Here is a 17,643-nt window from a genome sequence, read left to right as displayed (position 1 = left end):
CCCCGTGGGAGAGGGGAAACAGCTAGTAAAGCGTTTTCTGCGGCGGCCCGGCAAACTTCAGCGCGCCAATCTGACCCATCCGCACTTCCACTACCGACGGCCCCGGCATCGCCAGCGCTTCCGTCATCACGGCTTCAAAATCCTCTGCCCGCTCAACGCTCCACGCCTGCAGGCCAATTGCCTGTGCCAGCAGGGTAAAGTCCGGCGTATGCAGTTCGTTATAATACTGTCGCCCGCCGAAGTACTTATCCTGAATGCCGCGCATCACGCCGTAGCCCCCGTCGTTCATGATCAGCAGCGTCACGTTAGCTTTCTCCTGCGCAAGCGTCGCCAGCTCGCCTAAATTCAGGCTCAGGCCACCGTCGCCCACCAGCCCCACCACCTTACGCTGTGGGTTGGCAATCGCGGTACCAATCGCCATTGGCAGCCCCATGCCAATCGCCCCGGCAAGAGAGTGAATGTTCATCAGCGGACCGTTAGCGCGGAACAGACGACTGCCCCACAGGCTGCCGGAAACGGTGATATCGCGCACCAGCAGGCCGTCCTGCGGCAGGGCTTTTTCAATGGCGTCGTTGAGCTTCGCATAGGCGCCGCACTGCTCGCGCAGGCCCTGTTCAGCCTGCAATACCGCCTGCTGCACCTGCGCGTCCCACTGGGCGTTGCCCCACTCGCGGCCCTGCGCTTTTTCAGCCAGCGCGCCAAGCAGCGCTGAACAGTCGGCTATCAGCGTATTATCCATCAGGTAGTTACGGCTCGCCGCCGCCGGGTCGATATCTATCTGCACCCGCGGAGACGGCAACTCCAGCGTCCAGGAGCGGGTTTCGTTACTGCGCAGGCGAGAACCGGCCACCAGCGTAAAATCACACTGCTCAATCAGCGCCTCAACCGACGGCGAGTTGTGGAACGCGCGCAGGCTGGCACGATGGCCGTCCGGCAGCACGCCGCGTGCGTGGGTGCTGGAGATCACCGTCACGCCCGCATCCGCCAGCTTTTTCACCGCGTCAGCGCTTCCCAGCGCCCCGCCGCCCAGCCACAGCAGCGGCTGTTTAGCCTGCCTGAGCTGCGCCCATAAAGCATCCACCATCGCGGGATCCACGGCTGCAACCGAAGCCGGTTTCACCGGTGCGGTCACCAGAGACAGAGGAATTTTAGCCCCCTGAATATCAATCGGAATTTCCACAGAGACCGGCCCGCACGGCGGCGTCTGCGCCTCCTGAATGGCTTTATGCAGGATGGCTATCGCCTGGCTGGCATTGCTGATGCGGTACGCCCGTTTTGAACTGGCCTTCAGGAAGGTCAGCTGGTCGCGGGTCTCGTGGATAAACCCGGTGTCGGCGTCCAGCCAGGCCTTCTCAACCTGTCCGGTTAAATGCAGCAGCGGCGTGCAGGCGTTCATCGCCTCCACCAGCGCGCCTACCGCGTTCCCCGCCCCCGCGCCGGTGCTGGTCAGCGCCACGCCGAGGCCGGAAAACCGCCCGTGGGCGTCGGCCATGGTGACGGAACCCGCCTCGCCGCGCGCGGGCACGAAGCGGATTTTGCCCCGCTGCCCTACCGCGTCCGCGATCGGCAGGTTGTGAATGGAGATGACGCCGTAGATGGCCTCAACCTGATACTGCTCCAGCGTTCTGGCGATGGCGTCGCCGACGGTTATCATTTCGCTCATTGCTCACCCTTTCTCAGTCGCACCAGTGGTTGACGCTGTTACCCGTCGCCAGATAAATGCTCTTTTGCTGCATCCAGGCTTTCAGCCCCTGAATGCCCTTTTCGCGGCCCAGACCGCTCTCTTTAAAGCCCCCGAACGGGGTCGAAATCGCAAAAACTTTGTAGGTGTTGATCCACACCGTACCGGCCTCCAGCTGCTCGCTCAGGCGCAGCGCCCGCCCGGTATCGCGGGTCCAGATCCCTGCCGCCAGGCCGTAAACCGAGTCGTTCGCCTCGCGGATCAACGCCGCTTCATCGCGAAACGGCATCGCCACCAGCACCGGGCCGAAGATCTCCTCCTGGCAGGCGCGGGCGCCGTTCGTCAGCCCTTCGATAATGGTCGGCTGGAAGAAGCTGCCGTTTGCGAGCGCCGGATCTGCCGGGATCTCCCCGCCGCACAGCACCCGGCCCCCCTCGCGCTTCGCCAGCTCGACGTATTCCTGCACGCTCTGGCGATGTTTCTCATTGATCAGCGGCCCAACGTGAACGCCGTCGGTGAAGGGGTGCCCAACGCGCAGCCCGCGAGTTAATTCCAGCAGCCGCGCCATCAGCGGCGCGTACAGGCTTTCGTGGATAAACAGCCGGGACCCGGCGATGCACGCCTGCCCTGCTGAGCTGAAAATGCCGTAGCAGATCCCGCGCGCGGCCTGCTCAACGTCGGCATCCTCCAGCACAATGGTCGGGGATTTACCACCCAGCTCCAGCGACGCCGGAATAAGCTTTTCCGCGGCCACGTGCGCCAGATGGCGGCCCGTGGCGGTGCCGCCGGTAAAGGAAATTTTTCGCACGCGGGGATGGCGCGCCAGCGCGTCGCCAATCACCGAGCCTTTGCCCGGCAGGACGCTCAGCAGCCCGGCTGGCAGCCCGGCCTGTTCAAAAATGCGCGCCAGCTCAAGCGCCATCAGCGGCGTGGCTTCGGCAGGCTTGAGGATCACCGCGTTCCCGGCGGCGATGGCCGGGGCGACCTTCTGCATCTCGCTGGCAATGGGCGAGTTCCACGGCGTGATGGCCGCCACCACGCCGAGCGGCTCATAGCGGCTTAGCGTCAGCAGATCCGGCTGGCGCGGCGTGGGCAGCTCCCCTTCCAGCAGCTCGCAGGCGGCGGCGAAGTAGCGGGCCGTTCCCGCCGCGCTCATCACCAGCCCGCGCGCCTCCGCCAGCGGCTTGCCGTTATCCCGGCTCTGCATCTGCGCCAGCTCGTCAGCGCGGGACTCAATCAGATCCGCCACCTTGTGCAGGATCTTCGCCCGCATGTGCGGCAGGCTGTTGCGCCAGGCGGGATCGCGCCACGCGCGCTCGCCGGCCTCGATCGCGTCGTGCAGATCGTCAAGGTTTGCCGCGTTCAGCGTCGCATTGATCGACCCGTCAGCCGGGAAGTGGCTCTGCATCGGGTTGCCACCGCCGCGTCGCCACTGGCCGCCGATAAAAATATTCAGATCGTCCATCGTCACTCCTTAGCTCAGGGCCAGCTCGCGGCAGGCGCGCACCGCGCTGAGTGCCGCCAGGGTGGAGGTTTTAGGGTTAGACGCCAGCGGCAGCCCGCTCAGCTCCAGATGGAATTCGCCAAACAGCCCTTCTACGTGCAGCGTGTGGGTGTTACGTTTCGTTGCCGGGTCAACCATCAGCTGCACGCGGGTTTCATCCATCCCGACGCCGCCGAGCGCCACGGTCGCCGCCACGTTGGCGTTCGCCGGGAACAGGCGCGCCGCCTCGCGGGCGCTGCCTTCGAAGAAGACTTTCGCTTCTGACACTGCGTTAAGGTCGATAAGCTGCTCGGCGTAGCTGCCGCGCCAGCTGGCCGGGCTTTTGCGTGACTGATAGGTGACGCGCTCAAGCCCGCCCTCCTTCGCCGCCGCCAGCCCGTCGATGCCGGCGACCGCCCCGGAAAGCAGCGTCAGCTTTCCGCCCGCCGCGAGCAGGCGCTGCTCCAGCGCGCTGTCCGCCAGCGCGCCGGTGGAAATAACCGCCAGATGCCAGCCGCGGCGCAGAATCGCTTCGCCGTACTGCGCAACCGCCTGCTGGCTGGCGCACTCCAGCACCAGATCGGGCGTTTGTGCGCACGCCATCGGCGAGGTCAGCGCCTCGACCGCATCGCCAAACTGGTCGCGAATGGCGGCATGGTGAGACGCGCGCGCCACGATCCAGCCGATAGCCACGCCGGCGGGCAGACGCTCAATCACCGCCTGCGCCATGGCGCCATAACCAATTAACATTACCTTTTTCATGATGCGTCCTTACAGATGGCGGCAAAAGCCGCCGGAAACGTCCAGCGCCGCGCCGGTGGTAAACGAGGACAGCGGCGAGGCGAGGAACAGCAGCGCCTGCGCGGGCTCCTGCGGCTTGCCGAGACGCGCCATCGGGATGCCGCGCTTGCGCGCGATCTCCGCCGTCCACTCCGGCCAGCTCTGGCTTTTGTCCGCCCGGCTTTCGAAGCGGCGCTGCCACTGGCCGGACTCGACCATGCCAAGCAGTATGGAATTGACGCGAATCCCTTTGCCTACCAGCTCTTTCGAGAGCGTCAGCGTCATGTTCAGCAGCGCGGCGCGGGCTGCCGACGTGGCGATCATGTGCTCTTCCGGCTGAAGCGCCAGCAGGGAGTTCACGCAGGTGATGGAGGCGATGTCGGACCGTTCCAGCAGGGGCTGAAACGCCTGCACCGGGTTAATGACGCCAAACAGTTTGAGTTCGGCTTCGTGCAGCCACGCCTCGCGCGGCGTGTCATGGAAGTGCGCCACGTAGCCCTGACCGGCGTTGTTGATCAGCATATCCGCCGCGCCAAAGCGCGCCTGCACCGCATCCGCGAAGGCCTGTACTTCGTCGGCGTTCAGCACGTCGCAGCGATATGAGAAAATCTCCCCGTCGGGATAGTCGTTTTGCAGCGTCGCATGGGCGCTGGCGAGCCGGTCCGGGTCGCGCCCACAGAAGGCGACTTTCGCCCCTTCGCCCAGCAGCAGGCGCAGCGTTTCAAAGCCAATGCCGGACGAACCGCCGGTAACGACCGCTACGCGGCCGTCAATGTGTGCATTCATCGCGCACCTCTTCGTTAATGCGTAAAAGCTGTTGATTAAAAAACGCGTCGTTATCGAGATAGCTCGCGTGTCCGGCCTGCGGAATCGCGGTAAACGGCATGCCGTAGCGCAGCGCCAGCCCCTGTACCAGCTCGGGCTGCGTGATCGCGTCCTGCTCGCCGCACCAGACTTCAAATTGACCGGCGTAACGCTTAAGCCAGCCGTGAATGTCGTCATGCGCCAGCATCCACGCGGCAGCGAGGTAGCCTTCGGGGCGCAGCCTGCGCATGCCCGCCGCGACGGTGGCGATATCGTCCGGGCGCGCGCCGGGGCGCAGCAGCTTCGCGGCGCGGGTCTGCGCGAGAATGTCGCCACCGAGCGCCATCTGCTGCTCGCGATTACGCCAGACCTGCTCTCGCTGCGCCGGCGCGGCATTACCGTAGCCCTGCGCGGCGTCCGCCAGCACCAGATGAATAACGCGTTCAGGGAACTTCGCCGCAAACGCGCTGGCCACCAGCGCCCCCAGGGAATGGCCCACCAGTACCGCCTGCCAGACGCCTGCGCGGTCGAGCATCGCCGCCAGCGCGTCGGCGTAATCTCCGGCGTTCGCCCGCTCAACCGCCAGCATTGGGCTTTCGCCGTAACCGGGCATGTCCCACGCCAGCACGCGAAAACCGTTCAGCGTCATCTGCTTATGCCAGGACGCAGCGCCAGAGCTGATCCCGTGCAGCAGCATCAGCGGGATGCCGCTTCCCTGTTCACGAAAACCCGTCATGTCGCCCCCTTAGTTCCGCTTCACTTTTGAGAGCGGATGATCGGAGGGATAGGTCGGGATTTCCGGCTTATTGGTTCCCAGCATGACGCACATCAGCGCCTCTTCTTCCCCGTGGTTAAACAGGCCGCGATAGATGCCCGGCGGGACGGAGATCAGGTCTCGCTCTCGCAGCACGGTTTCGGTGTAGTTGTCGCCGTCCTGGATCATCAGCGTGATCTGCCCTTTGAGCATGAAGAACACCTCCTCCACGTCGTCGTGCAGGTGCAGCGGCCCTTCGCACTTCGACGGCAGCACCATGGTGGAGAAGGTAAAATGGTCCGCCTGCACGGTATTGGTGTCGTTCGCCACGCCGGTTGCCCCGGTGCCGATGTAGCGCATCTGCGCCCGGCGGTATTTCGGGTCAAAATCGGCCTGGAACTTCAGCGCGTTCCAGTCGTACTTGCGGCCTTCGAAGCGCGCGATGCGCGACTCGACCCACTCTTCCATCGTCAGGTGGTCAGGTTTGATGCCTGTTTTGTTGGTTACGGTTGAATCAGTCATGACACTCTCCTCAGTAACGTCTCAGCAGCGGCAGTAACAGGACGCAGCCCACCGCCGCCATCACCGCCAGAAAAATCAGCCCGGAATCCATGCTGTGGGTGAAGGCAATAAGCGCGCCCATCACCGCCGGCGACAGCGCGCCCGCAAAGTTTCCCAGCCCGTTGAAGATGCCGCCCGCCGTGGCGCTCACCCGGGGATGGGTGGCCTTCGCCAGCAGGGCGAAAATGTTGGGGGCGCCGGTGCCCCACATAAAGGTGCTGAAGCTCATCGCCGCGATGATGGCAAGCGGGGTATCAAGGTGCATCACCGCCGCCAGCCCGACGGCTGCCCCTGCCATCGAGATAAAGCAGGCCGCCGCGCGCTTATCGACCCGGTCAGAGAGCCACGCGCCAATCACCTCTCCCGCCAGCATGGCGATGAACGGCATCGACGACAGCCAGCCCGCGTGCTCCAGGTGGATGCCTTTGCCCTTAATTAAGTAGCCAGGCAGCCAGCCGTTGATGCCCCACAGGTAGGTCAGGAACGCGATGTTAAAGATGCAGATGATCCAGAAGTGCGGACTGACAAACAGCTCGCGCCGCGCCGCGCGCCGCTCGTCCTGAGACGCCTGCGAGGTGCCGGGTTTTGCTTCCAGACGGATCCCGCGCAGGCCGATGCGCACAAAGATAAGCACCGGCACGGTCAGCATTGCCATGACAAAGAAGGTGCTCTGCCAGCCGAAGGTGTTCAGGAGCCAGAGGGAGAGCGGGAAGCCAATCGCCGCCCCTACCGGCGTGCCCAGCAGCCACAGCATGGTGGCGCGCGCCTGTAAATGCTGCGGGAAGTTGTGGCGCACGATGGCGAAAGCCAGCGGGAACAGCGGCCCTTCCGCCACGCCCAGCAGGATGCGCAGGACGATCATCAGCGTGTAGTTATGGGTAAAACCCATCGCCACCATCAGCACGCACCAGATCGCCATCATCCCGGTGAGCAGGCGCAGCGGCGCGATTTTGTCGCCTAAACCGCTCAAAAATACCGACGAAAAGCCGTAGCTCAGCAGGAAGGCGCTCATCAGAATGCCGAGGCGCGTGGTGTCAAAATCGATGCCCATGGCCTGCTGGAAATGGGTGTCGGAAAAGAGCGCCGCGATGCTGATTTTGTCGAAAAAGGCCAGCAGCACGCAGGCCAGCAGCGACAGCGGGATGGCCCAGCGCACCGCTTTTTCAGGCGTGCGGGTTCCCTCACCGCTCGCCTCAACGGGCGCGGTGTTGGTCTCTAATGTGGTCATATCTCCCCCTACGGGTGCGGGTTAGCTATCGCAATGACATCAGTGAAAAAGCCGGGTCGGCGAGCGGTACGTCCGACAGGTCCCGCCCCGCCGCCATCCAGCGTTTCGCCAGCTTGACGGTGCGCGCATCGTTGAACGCCACCAGCTGCGTTAGCCGACCGTTGTCGTCCAGCGAGAAGTACAGCGCCTCTTCACGCACTATCGTTCGGCTGCCCGGCTGCGGAATGCCGAGGATCTGGATGTTGTGCTGGTATTGATCCGACCACAGCCACGGTGCGTCGTCGTAGCCTGGCGCATCGGTGTTAAGCATGGCTTTCGCCGTCGCCACCGCCTGGTTCTGGGCGAAGGCCCAGGACTGAATGCACAGGCCGTAGTGATGGTGCTGCGCCACGTCGCCGGCGGCGAAGATGAACGGATCCGACGTCCGCCCCTGGGCATCCACCACGATCCCCCGCTCGGTGCGAAGTCCCGCATCGCGCGCCAGTTCCAGATTGAGATCGACGCCGATCCCCACCACCACCGCATCAAAGGTTTCACGCTGACCGTCGCAGTGGATGACCGGCAGGCCGTTATCGTCCTCCAGCTCCAGCGCGCCGCAGCCGGTACGGATTTCCACCCCCTGCTCGCAGTGGATGGCCTCTAAGCGCTGCGACACCTCGCCGCTCACCGAGCGCATGCACAGCGCGGGCTGCTGCTCGAACAGCGTGACCGCTACGCCGCTTTTGCGCGCGGAAGCGGCAATCTCAAGACCGATCCAGCCGCCGCCGACAATCGCCAGTTTTTTACTTTCCGCCAGACGCGCCTTCAGGCGCTGCGCATCCTGCCAGTGGCGCAGAGTGTAGACCTGCGGATGCGCCGCCCACGCCGGTGAAGGCAGGCGCGCCCTCCCGCCGGTGGCCATTAGAAGAATGTTGTAACTAAGGCGTTCGCCGTTGCTTAAACGCACGGTTTTCGCTTCACGATCGACTGATTCAGCACGCAGCGGGCGGTACCAGGTCAGGTTCAGCGCCTGCTGTGCTTCTTCGCTAAACAGCCGCGGGAGCGCCGCGTCCGGCTCCAGCAGAGACGCTTTCGACAGCGGCGGACGTTCGTAGAAATCCCACTCCTCTTCCGCCACCACGCAGATCTCGCCGTCGAAGCCCTCGTCGCGCAGGGTTTTCGCCGCCCAGCCGCCCGCCTGACCGCCGCCGATAATGACAATGCGCGACGTCATACCGCCTCCGGCTTTTTCTGCTGACGGCGGGTGTCGTGGTCAATCCCCCCCTCCACCGCCCATTCGGTAAAGGAGACCAGGGAGTGCTCCAGCTCGCGCGGCTGCCAGTTTTCCGTCAGATAGTCGTCGTTGGTGTAATACTCAAACGCGCCGCCGGTCGGGCTATTGACGTACCAGAAATAGGCCGACGATACCGGATGGCGGCCCGGCCCGATAAAGGTGCTCCATTCATTTTTATTCATCGCGATACCGCCGCCGATCACCTCGTGGATGTCGCGCACGGTGAAGGCCACGTGGTTGAGGCCGCGCTTGCGGTTCGGCAGTTGCAGCAGGAACAGGTTGTGATGTCCGCCGCGCGCCCCGCAGCGCAGGAACACGGCGCGGTTGATGTAGCGGTCCGAAACCTGGAAGCCGAGCACCTCGCGGTAGAATTTCTCCACCGCCGCCAGCTCTTCTACAAAGAACACCACGTGCCCGACGTTGATCGGCTGGGCACGCTCATAAACCGGGCTCGGCGTGTCGATACGGCGGGCATCGCCCCACTGGTTGATCGGCTCAACGTTCAGCTCCACGTCGGTCTGCTGGCTGACCTGCACGCGCAGGGTCATGCCGTTCGGATCGAGGCATTCCAGCGCGTCGCCCACTTCGCGAAAACCGGGCTGCTGCGCCAGCTTCGGGCGCAGCGCGTCGAGATCGGACTGTGCGGCAACCGCCCAGGTCATGCGGCGCAGGGTGTTGCCCGCTTCAAACGCCGGCGGCAGGTCGGGACTGTCGATGGGGTTCAGCTCCACGCGCGCGCCGCTCAGGGTGGTAAAACGCTGGCCGCTGGCATCGCCCGTCAGGCCAAAATCACGCATAAATTTGGCGCAGTGCGTCAGGTCTTCCACGCCAAATTCCAGCTTTTCAATTCCGGTTACACTCATCGTTCGTTGCCTCATCTGGCCCAAATTGGGCGTAAAACATGCCCGACGCAGTCAAGCGCCTGACGTTAACTCACTGATTTAGCTGGCCTGTGACAAATAGCCTAAGAAGCCAGAAATTTTATCCGCCGCGAGGCGAACCTCGTTTTGCAGCCGCTCGCGGTCGGTCTGCGGGATCTCTTCCGACGGCACCAGAATGCTGACCACCGCCGCCACGCGTCCGCTTCGGTCATACACCGGATAGACGATGGAGGAGATGCCGTGGCGGAAGAAGGATTCGCCGATGACAAACCCGCGGGCTTTGTCCTGCTGCACCATCTGCCACAGGGCTTCGCGGTCGTGAAGCTGCCCCGGCGTGTTGCCCGGCAGGCGCTCGTGCGGGAACAACTGTTCAAAATCGGCGCGGGAAATATCGGTCAGCAACATGCGGCCCAGCGAGGTGCAGTGCACCGGCAGGCGGGTGCCAATGCTGACCTGATTGATGCGCGACCCGGCGGCGCTGACGCGGGCGATGTAGATAATGTCGCGCCCGTCGCGGATCGCCAGATGGCTGCTGCACTGGCTCACGTCGCGCAGCTGCTCGATCACCGGCTGGCCGACCTGCGCCACGTCCAGCGAGGCGATGTACTCAAAGCCGAGACGCAGCACGTTCATGCCCAGCGAAAAAGTATTGGTACGCGCGTTGCGCTCCAGAAAGCCCATGTACTCCAGCGTCTGCACCACGCGATAGGCGGTCGCCTTCGGCATATCCACCAGCCGGTGCAGCTCGGCAAAGGTCAGATCGCGATGCTGCTCGCCAAAGGCCAACAGCAGCTGTAAACCGCGCTCCAGCCCCGGCACCAGATACTTCACTTCCTGATCGTTTGCCATAATCGCTACACCTTAGTTAAAGACAAAACCGCCGTTGACCGGGATCAGCTGCCCGGTGATAAACCGCGACAGATCGCTTAACAGCCAGACCACGCTGCCGGTGACGTCTTCCGGCTGCTGCGCGCCGGTTAACGCGCGGCCATTCTCGTAGAGCTGATGGCGCTCGGCCGGAACATATTCGGTCGCCTCGACGCGGGTTAACCCCGGCGCGATGGCATTAATGCGTATACGCTTTTCACCCAGTTCGCGCGCCATTGAGCGGGTCATGGCAATCACGGCGCCCTTACTGGCGACGTAGGCCATCAGGCGCGGCGCGCCCCACAGAGCGGTGTCGGACGCAACGTTCACGATACCCGCGCCCTCGCGCAGCAGCGGCACCGCAGCGCGCGTCACCAGCCAGGTGCCTTTGACGTTAACGCTCATCACCCGATCCCAGAGATCAGGATCGTAATCGAGCATATTTTTGCCGCCGACGCCCGTCGCCATCGCCGCGTTGTTCACCAGGCCATCAATCTGACCCTGCTCGCCAATCGCGCTGAACACCTGCTCAATGGACTGTGGATCGGCCAGATCGATAACGTGCGGTTCGATCGCATAGCCCCGCTCGCTCAGGGCGTGGGCGCTCTCGGCCAGCTCGCCCTTGAGGATGTCGCACATCACCACCGCTGCGCCCTGCTCCGCGCAGGCTTTGGCAAAGTGAAAGCCCAGCCCGCGCGCGGCGCCGGTTATGACGATGCGTTTGCCGCTCAGCAGCTCGTTCATCAGGCGGCTCCCTGCTGTTCTTCGCGCATCGCCAGCTGCTCTTTGGCGGCCTTTTGCATCATGCGGCGCAGGCGCGAGAGGCCGACGTCGTGCTGATACAGGTATTCATGGTCGCGGGCGTTTGGCGCCAGGCTTTCCAGCACCACGCGGTCCTGCTCCAGCACTTCCCAGTGCAGTTTTTCCAGACGGTTGCGGTACATGAAGCGCCACATGTCGCGCTGCCAGCCCTGCACCCGGCGAATGCGCCAGAAGAAGACGCGGCAGTTGTTGTTATCTTCCGGCACCACCATGCCGACGATAAAGAAGTGGCCGCCCGGCCCGAAGCGCTTCTTGTACGGAATGGAGAGGCGCATCCAGCAGGTGCCGCTGTTGCCCAGCTCCACCCAGTCAAAGTTGACGCCGCTCTGCCCTTTCTTCTCGAAGATAAAGCCGGTTTTTGTCGGCTGGAGCACCATGTCGGCCTTGCGATCCCCTTCCGCCATTGAGTGCGACGAGGAGTGCAGATAGGTGCCGTGCATCGGATCCATCACGTTTTCCAGCGCGTACTGGTAATTGCATTTCCACGCGGCGGTGCAGAGGAAGTTGCTGAAGCTGTCCGTATCGGCGAGCTCGTCCGGGAAGGTCAGCTCGTCCGGCTGCTGGTCCGCGGTGACGCCAAACCACAGGAAGATTGCGCCGTGCGCCTCCTGCACGTTGTAGCTGCGCACGCACTGCTGGCCGACCAGCGGACATTTGTCCACGGCGGGCACGTCTTTCACCTCGCCGTTGCCCGCGACCTCCACGCCGTGATACCAGCAGGCAATGCGGTCGCCAAGGTTCCAGCCCATCGACAGGCGTGCGCCGCGGTGCGGACAGCGGTCCTCCAGCGCCTGCACCTGGCCGTCTTTGTTGCGCCAGACCACAATCTGTTCGCCCAGGCGGGTAATGCCCACCGGTGCAGACTGCACCTCCCAGCTAGCCAGCACCGGATACCAGAGGCCGCGCAGACCTTTATCGAGGTAGTGTTGTACGGTCGTCGTCATCGCGTTGCCCTCAGTAGCCGTTAACCTGTAAGAATGCCTGGAAGCTGGCCTCGCTCCACGGCTCGCCCTGCTGATCGTGCATGCGCACCGCGTTCAGCCCGTTCACCAGCTCCGGTAAGGTTTCAACCCCCTGCTCGAAGAGATCTTCCAGCGTGGCGATGAGGTTCACTTCCCAGCTTTCCGGCTCTCGGCTGCGGGTCTGCCAGATAAGGTTCTGGTAATCACCCGGCTTATGGATCGCACCGTTACCGCCCTCAGCCGGGGGGGCAAACTGACGGCTTTCCGGCAGCGCCGGGTTGTAGTTCAGGGTGTCGCTCATGCCACGGTCTCCTCGACGAAGGTAATCTGAATCTGGTTTTCAAAAATCCGAACCGGGTAGCGGTTAAGGTTGCGTCCGCCGGGGCCGTGCAGGCACTGGCCGGTTTTGACGTCGAAGACCGCCTCGTGCAGCGGGCATTCCACCTTGCCGTCCTCAACGAAGCCCTGGCTCAGCAGGGCATAGGCGTGGGGGCATACGTCTTCCAGCGCGTAATATTCACCGTCAATCAAATACACGCCGATCTCTTTACCGTCGACGTTGCCGCTAAAAGGGAAATCTTCCTGTACTTGTTCTGCGTCACATACGCCTATCCAGCTCATCACGATCCTCCAGGCTTTTGTTTCATATATGAAACTCTGTTTCTTATTTAATACGGTCAATATAAAAGCGATGAATGTTTCGTCAAGCCGCAATGTGACGAATTTGTTAATCAAACGGTAATTAATTAACTAAGTGTGCAAAGGATCACGAAAAAATGCAGCGATATGAAATTTTCATTATTTCGGTGTGAAAGAATACGATTTATCGATGGCCTTAAATTTTAATAAACAGTGATTGACTTCTTTTCTTTTTGTTCCTTAAAAATAAAATAAGTGAAAAACAGGGTGTTTCACCTGTGAAACTTAATTTTATTTTTACCTTAATAAACAATGAGTTTCACAGGTGAACCATTTTACCCACGTGATAATCACGCGCATAAAAATAGAAATAAGCAAAAACATAAGGCAGGCGTTATGACGGCAAGATGGCAAGGCACAGTGGCATTGTTATTACTGATTATTATTTCCTACGTTGACCGGGTGAATATTTCTGTCATGATTTTAAACCCGGAATTTGCTCAGCATTTTCAGTTAAATGAAAACAGAATGTTACAGGGAATGCTTATGACCTGTTTTCTGCTGGGTTATGGATTTTCAGCTTTATTATTAACTCCGGTTATTGAAAGCAAACTCCATTATCGACATGGATTATTGAGCAGCATAGCGATGTGGGCAGCGGTATGCGCCATTTCACCGCTGCTCGGATCGCTGATGGGCATGCTCGTCGCGCGCACGATCCTGGGGATCGCTGAGGGGCCGCTCTTTTCGCTGAAAACGCGCTTCATCAGCGATCATTTTAGCGCGCAGGAGATCGGCAAACCCAACGCCGTGACCGCGCTGGGCGTCTCGCTCGGGCTGGCCGTGGGCTTTCCGCTGGTAACGTGGCTGATGGCGCATCTCGGCTGGGCCGGATCGTTTTATGCCCTGGCGGCACTGAATCTGGTGCTGGGCGGCGGCCTTGTCTGGCGCTTCCTGCCCGCGCCGCGGAGTACGGTGAAGATGAAAAAACCGGGCTTTACAGAGACGTTTTCGCTGGCCTGGCAAACGCCGCTGCTCGGGTGGATCCTGCTGGTGGAGATTGCCACCCTGAGCTATCTCTGGGGGAGCAGCGCCTGGCTGCCCGCGTGGCTGCGCGACGAGCATCATTTCTCGCTGCACGCCACGGGCATGCTTGCGGCCATTCCCTTCCTGCTGAGTCTGGGCTCGAAGTTCCTCGGTGGGGTGCTGCTCGACAAAATGCGTCCGGAACAGGCGCCAATGCTGTTTGTGGTGGGCGGCGCGCTGACGGCGCTGTCCGTGATCGCGCTGATGCTCAGCCATCAGCCTGCCTGGCTGGCGCTGTTTATGCTCTCGGCGAATATCTTCTGGGGGCTACAGGGGGCGGCTATTCCGGCGGTGATCCAGCATCACGCCGCGCGGGAAGCGGTGGGCAGCGCTTACGGCATTATCAACGGGATCGGCAATATCTGCGCGGCGTTTATTCCGCTGCTGATGGGGATGGTAATGAGGTCGGTGGGGTCGGTTAGCTCAGGCTTTTCGGTGCTGGTCGTCTCGCAGGCAATCACCCTGCTTGCCGGGGGAATGTTGCTGCTGCACATGCGTCGCGCAGCAGCAATCAGCGCGTAAGGCTTATTCGCCTTTTTTCGCGGCCTGGATGTAGAGCATTTCCAGCGCCAGGGTCGCCGCGGCAAGCGCGGTGATCTCGGACTGGTCATAGGCTGGCGCCACTTCTACCACGTCCATACCAACGATGTTCAGATCCTTCAGGCCACGCACCAGCTTGATGGCGCGGTCAGAGGTCAGGCCGCCGATGACCGGCGTACCGGTACCCGGTGCAAATGCAGGATCCAGACAGTCGATATCGAAAGTCAGGTACACAGGCATATCGCCGACGATCTGCTTAACCTGCGCCAGAATATCGTCCACGCCGCGATCGTTGACCTGGCCCGCGTCCAGCACGGTGAAGCCGTTATCTTTGTCGAACTCGGTACGGATGCCGATCTGCACGGAGTGGTTTGGATCGATCAGGCCTTCTTTCGGCGCGGTGTAGAACATGGTGCCGTGGTCGAACTCGCAGCCGTTCGCGTAGGTGTCGGTATGCGCATCGAAGTGCACCAGCGCCATTTTACCGAAGTGCTTCGCGTGGGCGCGCAGCAGCGGCAGAGTGACAAAGTGGTCACCGCCGAAGGAGAGCATGCGTTTGCCGGCCGCCAGCAGTTTCTCTGCGTGCGCCTGCAATTTTTCGCTCATTTCGCGCGCGTCGCCGAAGGCGTACACCAGGTCACCGCAGTCCACCACGTTCAGGCGCTCGCGCATGTCGAAGTTCCACGGGAAGCGGTTGTGCTCCCAGGCCAGGTTGGTGGAAACCTGACGGATTGCCGCCGGGCCGTGACGTCCACCCGCGCGACCGGAGGTTGCCATGTCGAACGGCACGCCGGTGATCACCCAGTCCGCATCGCTGTCGTACGGCTGGAAGTTCATTGGAAGGCGTAAAAAACCAAACGCGTTAGATACCAGAGAGTTATCGTACTGATGACCTAAAGTGCTCATGTCCTGACCTCTTTTAACGTCGATACATTAAAAACAGATGAAAAAAAATCCCCTCCGCGTCGTTAAACCCGACGAGGAAGGGATTGATTCGTAAATCGCATATTGGGGCGAATTATCGCCGGTAATTCATACGGGTTCAAGTGAGTATAGGGCATTGTGCGGTCTGATGCCCTCACCCCAACCCTCTCCCACCGGGAGAGGGAGGTTTTACTACTCGTCTTCCAGGTAGGTGTACCCGTACAGACCCGCTTCAAACTCTTCCAGGAACTGCTGCTGCAGCGCGTCGTCCAGACCGGTGTTTTTCACCTGGTCGCGGAACTGGGTGAGCAGTTTTTTCGGATCCAGCTGCACATATTCCAGCATATCCGCCACGGTGTCCCCTTCGTCGGACAGCTCAACCTCGACGCTGCCGTCAGGGAAGACAAACACGTCAACCGCTTCGGTATCACCGAACAGGTTGTGCATGTTGCCGAGGATCTCCTGATACGCACCCACCATAAAGAAGCCCAGCATGGGCGGGTTCTCCGGATCGTACTCCGGCATTGGCATCGTCGTTGCGATACCGTCACCGTCAACGTAATGGTCAATCGCGCCGTCAGAGTCACAGGTGATGTCCAGCAGCACCGCGCGACGTTCCGGGGCGTGGTTCAGCCCTTCCAGCGGCAGAACCGGGAACAACTGGTCGATACCCCAGGCATCCGGCATCGACTGGAACAGGGAGAAGTTGACGTACATTTTGTCCGCCATACGCTCCTGCAACTCGTCGATAATCGGACGATGCGCGCGGTTGCTCGGGTCGAGCTGTTTCTGCACTTCATGGCACATGTTCAGATAGAGCTGCTCCGCCCACGCGCGCTCCTGCAGGCTGAAGGTGCCTGACGAGTAGCCGACGTGAATATCGTGCAAGTCCATCTGGCTGTCGTGCAGCCATTCGCGCAGGGAGCGACGCGTGCCCGGCTCGTGCATTTCCTGCCAGGTTTCCCACATGCTTTGCAGGGAACGTGGGGCATCGTCTGCCGGAGGCGTCGCTTCGGTGATTTCGCTACGCTCGACGCCGATGATGTTAGACACCAGCACCGTATGGTGCGCGGTAACCGCGCGGCCAGATTCGGTGATCACTGTCGGGTGCGGCAGGCCGTGCTCTTCGCAGGCATCGCCAATCGCCCAGATGATGTTGTTGGCGTATTCGTTCAGGCCGTAGTTCACCGAGCAGTCGGACTGGGAGCGGGTCCCTTCGTAGTCCACGCCCAGGCCGCCGCCCACGTCGAAGCACTGAATATTCACGCCAAGCTTGTGCAGCTCAACGTAGAAACGCGCGGACTCACGCACGCCGGTGGCGATGTCGCGGATATTGGCCATCTGCGAGCCGAGGTGGAAGTGCAGCAGCTGAATGCTGTCCAGACGACCGCGCTCGCGCAGGATCTCCACCAGCTGCAGCACCTGGTTCGCCGCGAGGCCGAACTTGGATTTTTCACCGCCGGAGGACTGCCATTTACCGGACCCCTGCGACGCCAGACGCGCACGTACGCCAAGGCGCGGAATGACGTTCAGACGCTCGGCCTCTTCCAGCACGATGGCAATTTCGGTCATCTTCTCGATAACCAGATAGACCTTGTGGCCCATCTTCTCGCCAATCAGCGCCAGACGAATGTACTCGCGGTCTTTATAGCCGTTACAGACGATCACCGACCGGGTCATGCCCGCGTGCGCCAGAACCGCCATCAGCTCCGCTTTGGAGCCTGCTTCCAGTCCCAGCGGTTCGCCGGAGTGGATCAGGGATTCGATTACGCGGCGGTGCTGGTTCACCTTGATCGGGTAAACCAGGAAGTAGTCGCCGTTATAGCCGTAGGATTCACGCGCGCGCTTGAACGCGGCGTTAATGGAACGCAGGCGATGTTGCAGGATCTGCGGGAAGCAGAACAGTGCAGGCAAACGCTGGCCCTGCGCTTCACGGGCTTTCACCAGCTTAGCGAGATCCACGCGCGCTTCAGGGACGTCCGGATCCGGGCAGACGCTGATGTGGCCCAGTTCGTTGACGTCGTAGTAGTTATTGCCCCACCAGGCAATATTGTAAGTGCGCAGCATCTTGCTGGCTTCCTGGGAGCTCATCGCAACCTCCTGCATAGAACGTAGTACACCCTGTTCGCCCGCTGACGAAGGCGAAAAAGAAGACATGTCGTCAGACATAGCGAACCTCAACTCTTTGTATTAAGTGTAAAACAGTTGACTACTATCGCAGCGTTATACGGCGATAACAACCCATAAACGGCTCCGTTTCCCAGCAGAGTATGCTGAAATCCAGACCGTGCGACCGGTTTCTTATTCATATCATTGTAAAACACGTATCCGAACTCTGTATGACAAGGTTCGGCGAAA

Annotated in this window: 18 protein-coding genes; 1 reads left to right on the top strand and 17 read right to left on the bottom strand. The window is 61.4% G+C overall.

All coding sequences use genetic code 11. From position 1 onward, the window contains the following. Positions 1-22: 22 nt before the first annotated feature. From APT89_RS09745 to APT89_RS09680, 14 genes are all read right to left on the bottom strand, one after another. Positions 23-1,663 (bottom strand): thiamine pyrophosphate-binding protein, encoded by a 1,641-nt coding sequence (locus APT89_RS09745; protein WP_060572206.1) that lies wholly within the window; start codon positions 1,661-1,663, stop codon positions 23-25. A gap of 13 nt (positions 1,664-1,676) precedes the next feature. Continuing rightward, positions 1,677-3,146 carry an aldehyde dehydrogenase gene (locus APT89_RS09740; protein WP_045629989.1) on the bottom strand — a complete coding sequence of 490 codons (1,470 nt, stop codon included), beginning with the start codon at positions 3,144-3,146 and terminating at the stop codon, positions 1,677-1,679. A 9-nt stretch (positions 3,147-3,155) separates the two neighbouring features. After that, a complete protein-coding gene (locus tag APT89_RS09735) occupies positions 3,156-3,926 on the bottom strand; it encodes an aspartate dehydrogenase (protein ID WP_041908340.1) in 771 nt (256 codons plus the stop codon). 9 nt (positions 3,927-3,935) lie between these two features. Then, positions 3,936-4,730, bottom strand: a complete 795-nt coding sequence (locus tag APT89_RS09730) for an SDR family oxidoreductase (RefSeq protein ID WP_060572204.1) — start codon at positions 4,728-4,730, stop codon at positions 3,936-3,938. Further along, on the bottom strand, positions 4,714-5,484 hold the full coding sequence (locus tag APT89_RS09725) for an alpha/beta fold hydrolase (RefSeq protein ID WP_041908338.1): 771 nt from the start codon (positions 5,482-5,484) through the stop codon (positions 4,714-4,716). The genes APT89_RS09730 and APT89_RS09725 overlap by 17 nt, the downstream gene beginning before the upstream one ends. A gap of 9 nt (positions 5,485-5,493) precedes the next feature. Next, complete coding sequence (locus APT89_RS09720; protein WP_017382915.1) at positions 5,494-6,024, bottom strand: cupin domain-containing protein; 531 nt, start codon at positions 6,022-6,024, stop codon at positions 5,494-5,496. A 10-nt stretch (positions 6,025-6,034) separates the two neighbouring features. Next, entirely contained in the window at positions 6,035-7,291 is a 1,257-nt protein-coding gene (locus APT89_RS09715) for an MFS transporter (protein WP_059355445.1), read from the bottom strand. Positions 7,292-7,316: 25 nt separating this feature from the next. Continuing rightward, positions 7,317-8,504, bottom strand: coding sequence for an NAD(P)/FAD-dependent oxidoreductase (locus APT89_RS09710; protein WP_045629993.1), 1,188 nt, complete (start codon positions 8,502-8,504; stop codon positions 7,317-7,319). Next, complete coding sequence (locus APT89_RS09705; RefSeq protein ID WP_060572201.1) at positions 8,501-9,427, bottom strand: VOC family protein; 927 nt, start codon at positions 9,425-9,427, stop codon at positions 8,501-8,503. Before APT89_RS09705 ends, APT89_RS09710 begins: the two co-directional genes overlap by 4 nt. A 78-nt stretch (positions 9,428-9,505) precedes the next feature. Continuing rightward, positions 9,506-10,294, bottom strand: a complete 789-nt coding sequence (locus APT89_RS09700) for an IclR family transcriptional regulator (protein ID WP_028014350.1) — start codon at positions 10,292-10,294, stop codon at positions 9,506-9,508. A 12-nt stretch (positions 10,295-10,306) separates the two neighbouring features. Next, complete coding sequence (locus tag APT89_RS09695) at positions 10,307-11,056, bottom strand: SDR family oxidoreductase (RefSeq protein WP_047364534.1); 750 nt, start codon at positions 11,054-11,056, stop codon at positions 10,307-10,309. Continuing rightward, positions 11,056-12,078, bottom strand: a complete 1,023-nt coding sequence (locus tag APT89_RS09690) for an aromatic ring-hydroxylating oxygenase subunit alpha (RefSeq protein ID WP_060572199.1) — start codon at positions 12,076-12,078, stop codon at positions 11,056-11,058. The genes APT89_RS09695 and APT89_RS09690 overlap by 1 nt, the downstream gene beginning before the upstream one ends. A 10-nt stretch (positions 12,079-12,088) precedes the next feature. Further along, positions 12,089-12,397: a recombinase-like helix-turn-helix domain-containing protein gene (locus tag APT89_RS09685; protein ID WP_028014353.1), complete on the bottom strand. Its 309-nt coding sequence runs from the start codon at positions 12,395-12,397 to the stop codon at positions 12,089-12,091. Beyond that, positions 12,394-12,717, bottom strand: coding sequence for a Rieske (2Fe-2S) protein (locus APT89_RS09680; protein ID WP_041908332.1), 324 nt, complete (start codon positions 12,715-12,717; stop codon positions 12,394-12,396). The genes APT89_RS09685 and APT89_RS09680 overlap by 4 nt, the downstream gene beginning before the upstream one ends. A 414-nt stretch (positions 12,718-13,131) precedes the next feature. Between APT89_RS09680 and APT89_RS09675 the strand changes: the two genes are divergently transcribed. Beyond that, complete coding sequence (locus tag APT89_RS09675; protein WP_060572197.1) at positions 13,132-14,343, top strand: MFS transporter; 1,212 nt, start codon at positions 13,132-13,134, stop codon at positions 14,341-14,343. Between the two features lie 3 nt (positions 14,344-14,346). On the opposite strand, the gene speB is transcribed toward APT89_RS09675, so the two are convergent. The 3 genes from speB to yqgB all read right to left on the bottom strand — a co-directional run bounded on the left by speB (position 14,347) and on the right by yqgB (position 17,594). Beyond that, entirely contained in the window at positions 14,347-15,267 is a 921-nt protein-coding gene (speB, locus tag APT89_RS09670; RefSeq protein WP_017382921.1) for an agmatinase, read from the bottom strand. A 210-nt stretch (positions 15,268-15,477) separates the two neighbouring features. Continuing rightward, positions 15,478-17,454 carry a biosynthetic arginine decarboxylase gene (gene speA, locus APT89_RS09665; protein ID WP_045629995.1) on the bottom strand — a complete coding sequence of 659 codons (1,977 nt, stop codon included), beginning with the start codon at positions 17,452-17,454 and terminating at the stop codon, positions 15,478-15,480. Positions 17,455-17,462: 8 nt separating this feature from the next. Then, positions 17,463-17,594, bottom strand: coding sequence for an acid stress response protein YqgB (gene yqgB / locus APT89_RS23320; protein ID WP_127312443.1), 132 nt, complete (start codon positions 17,592-17,594; stop codon positions 17,463-17,465). Positions 17,595-17,643: the final 49 nt, after the last annotated feature.

Source organism: Enterobacter sp. 50588862, from assembly GCF_001462935.1.
Taxonomy (GTDB): Bacteria; Pseudomonadota; Gammaproteobacteria; order Enterobacterales; family Enterobacteriaceae; genus Enterobacter; species Enterobacter bugandensis.
The sequence above is the reverse complement of the archived record's forward strand: the minus strand, read 5'-3'. Positions and strand labels throughout refer to the sequence as shown.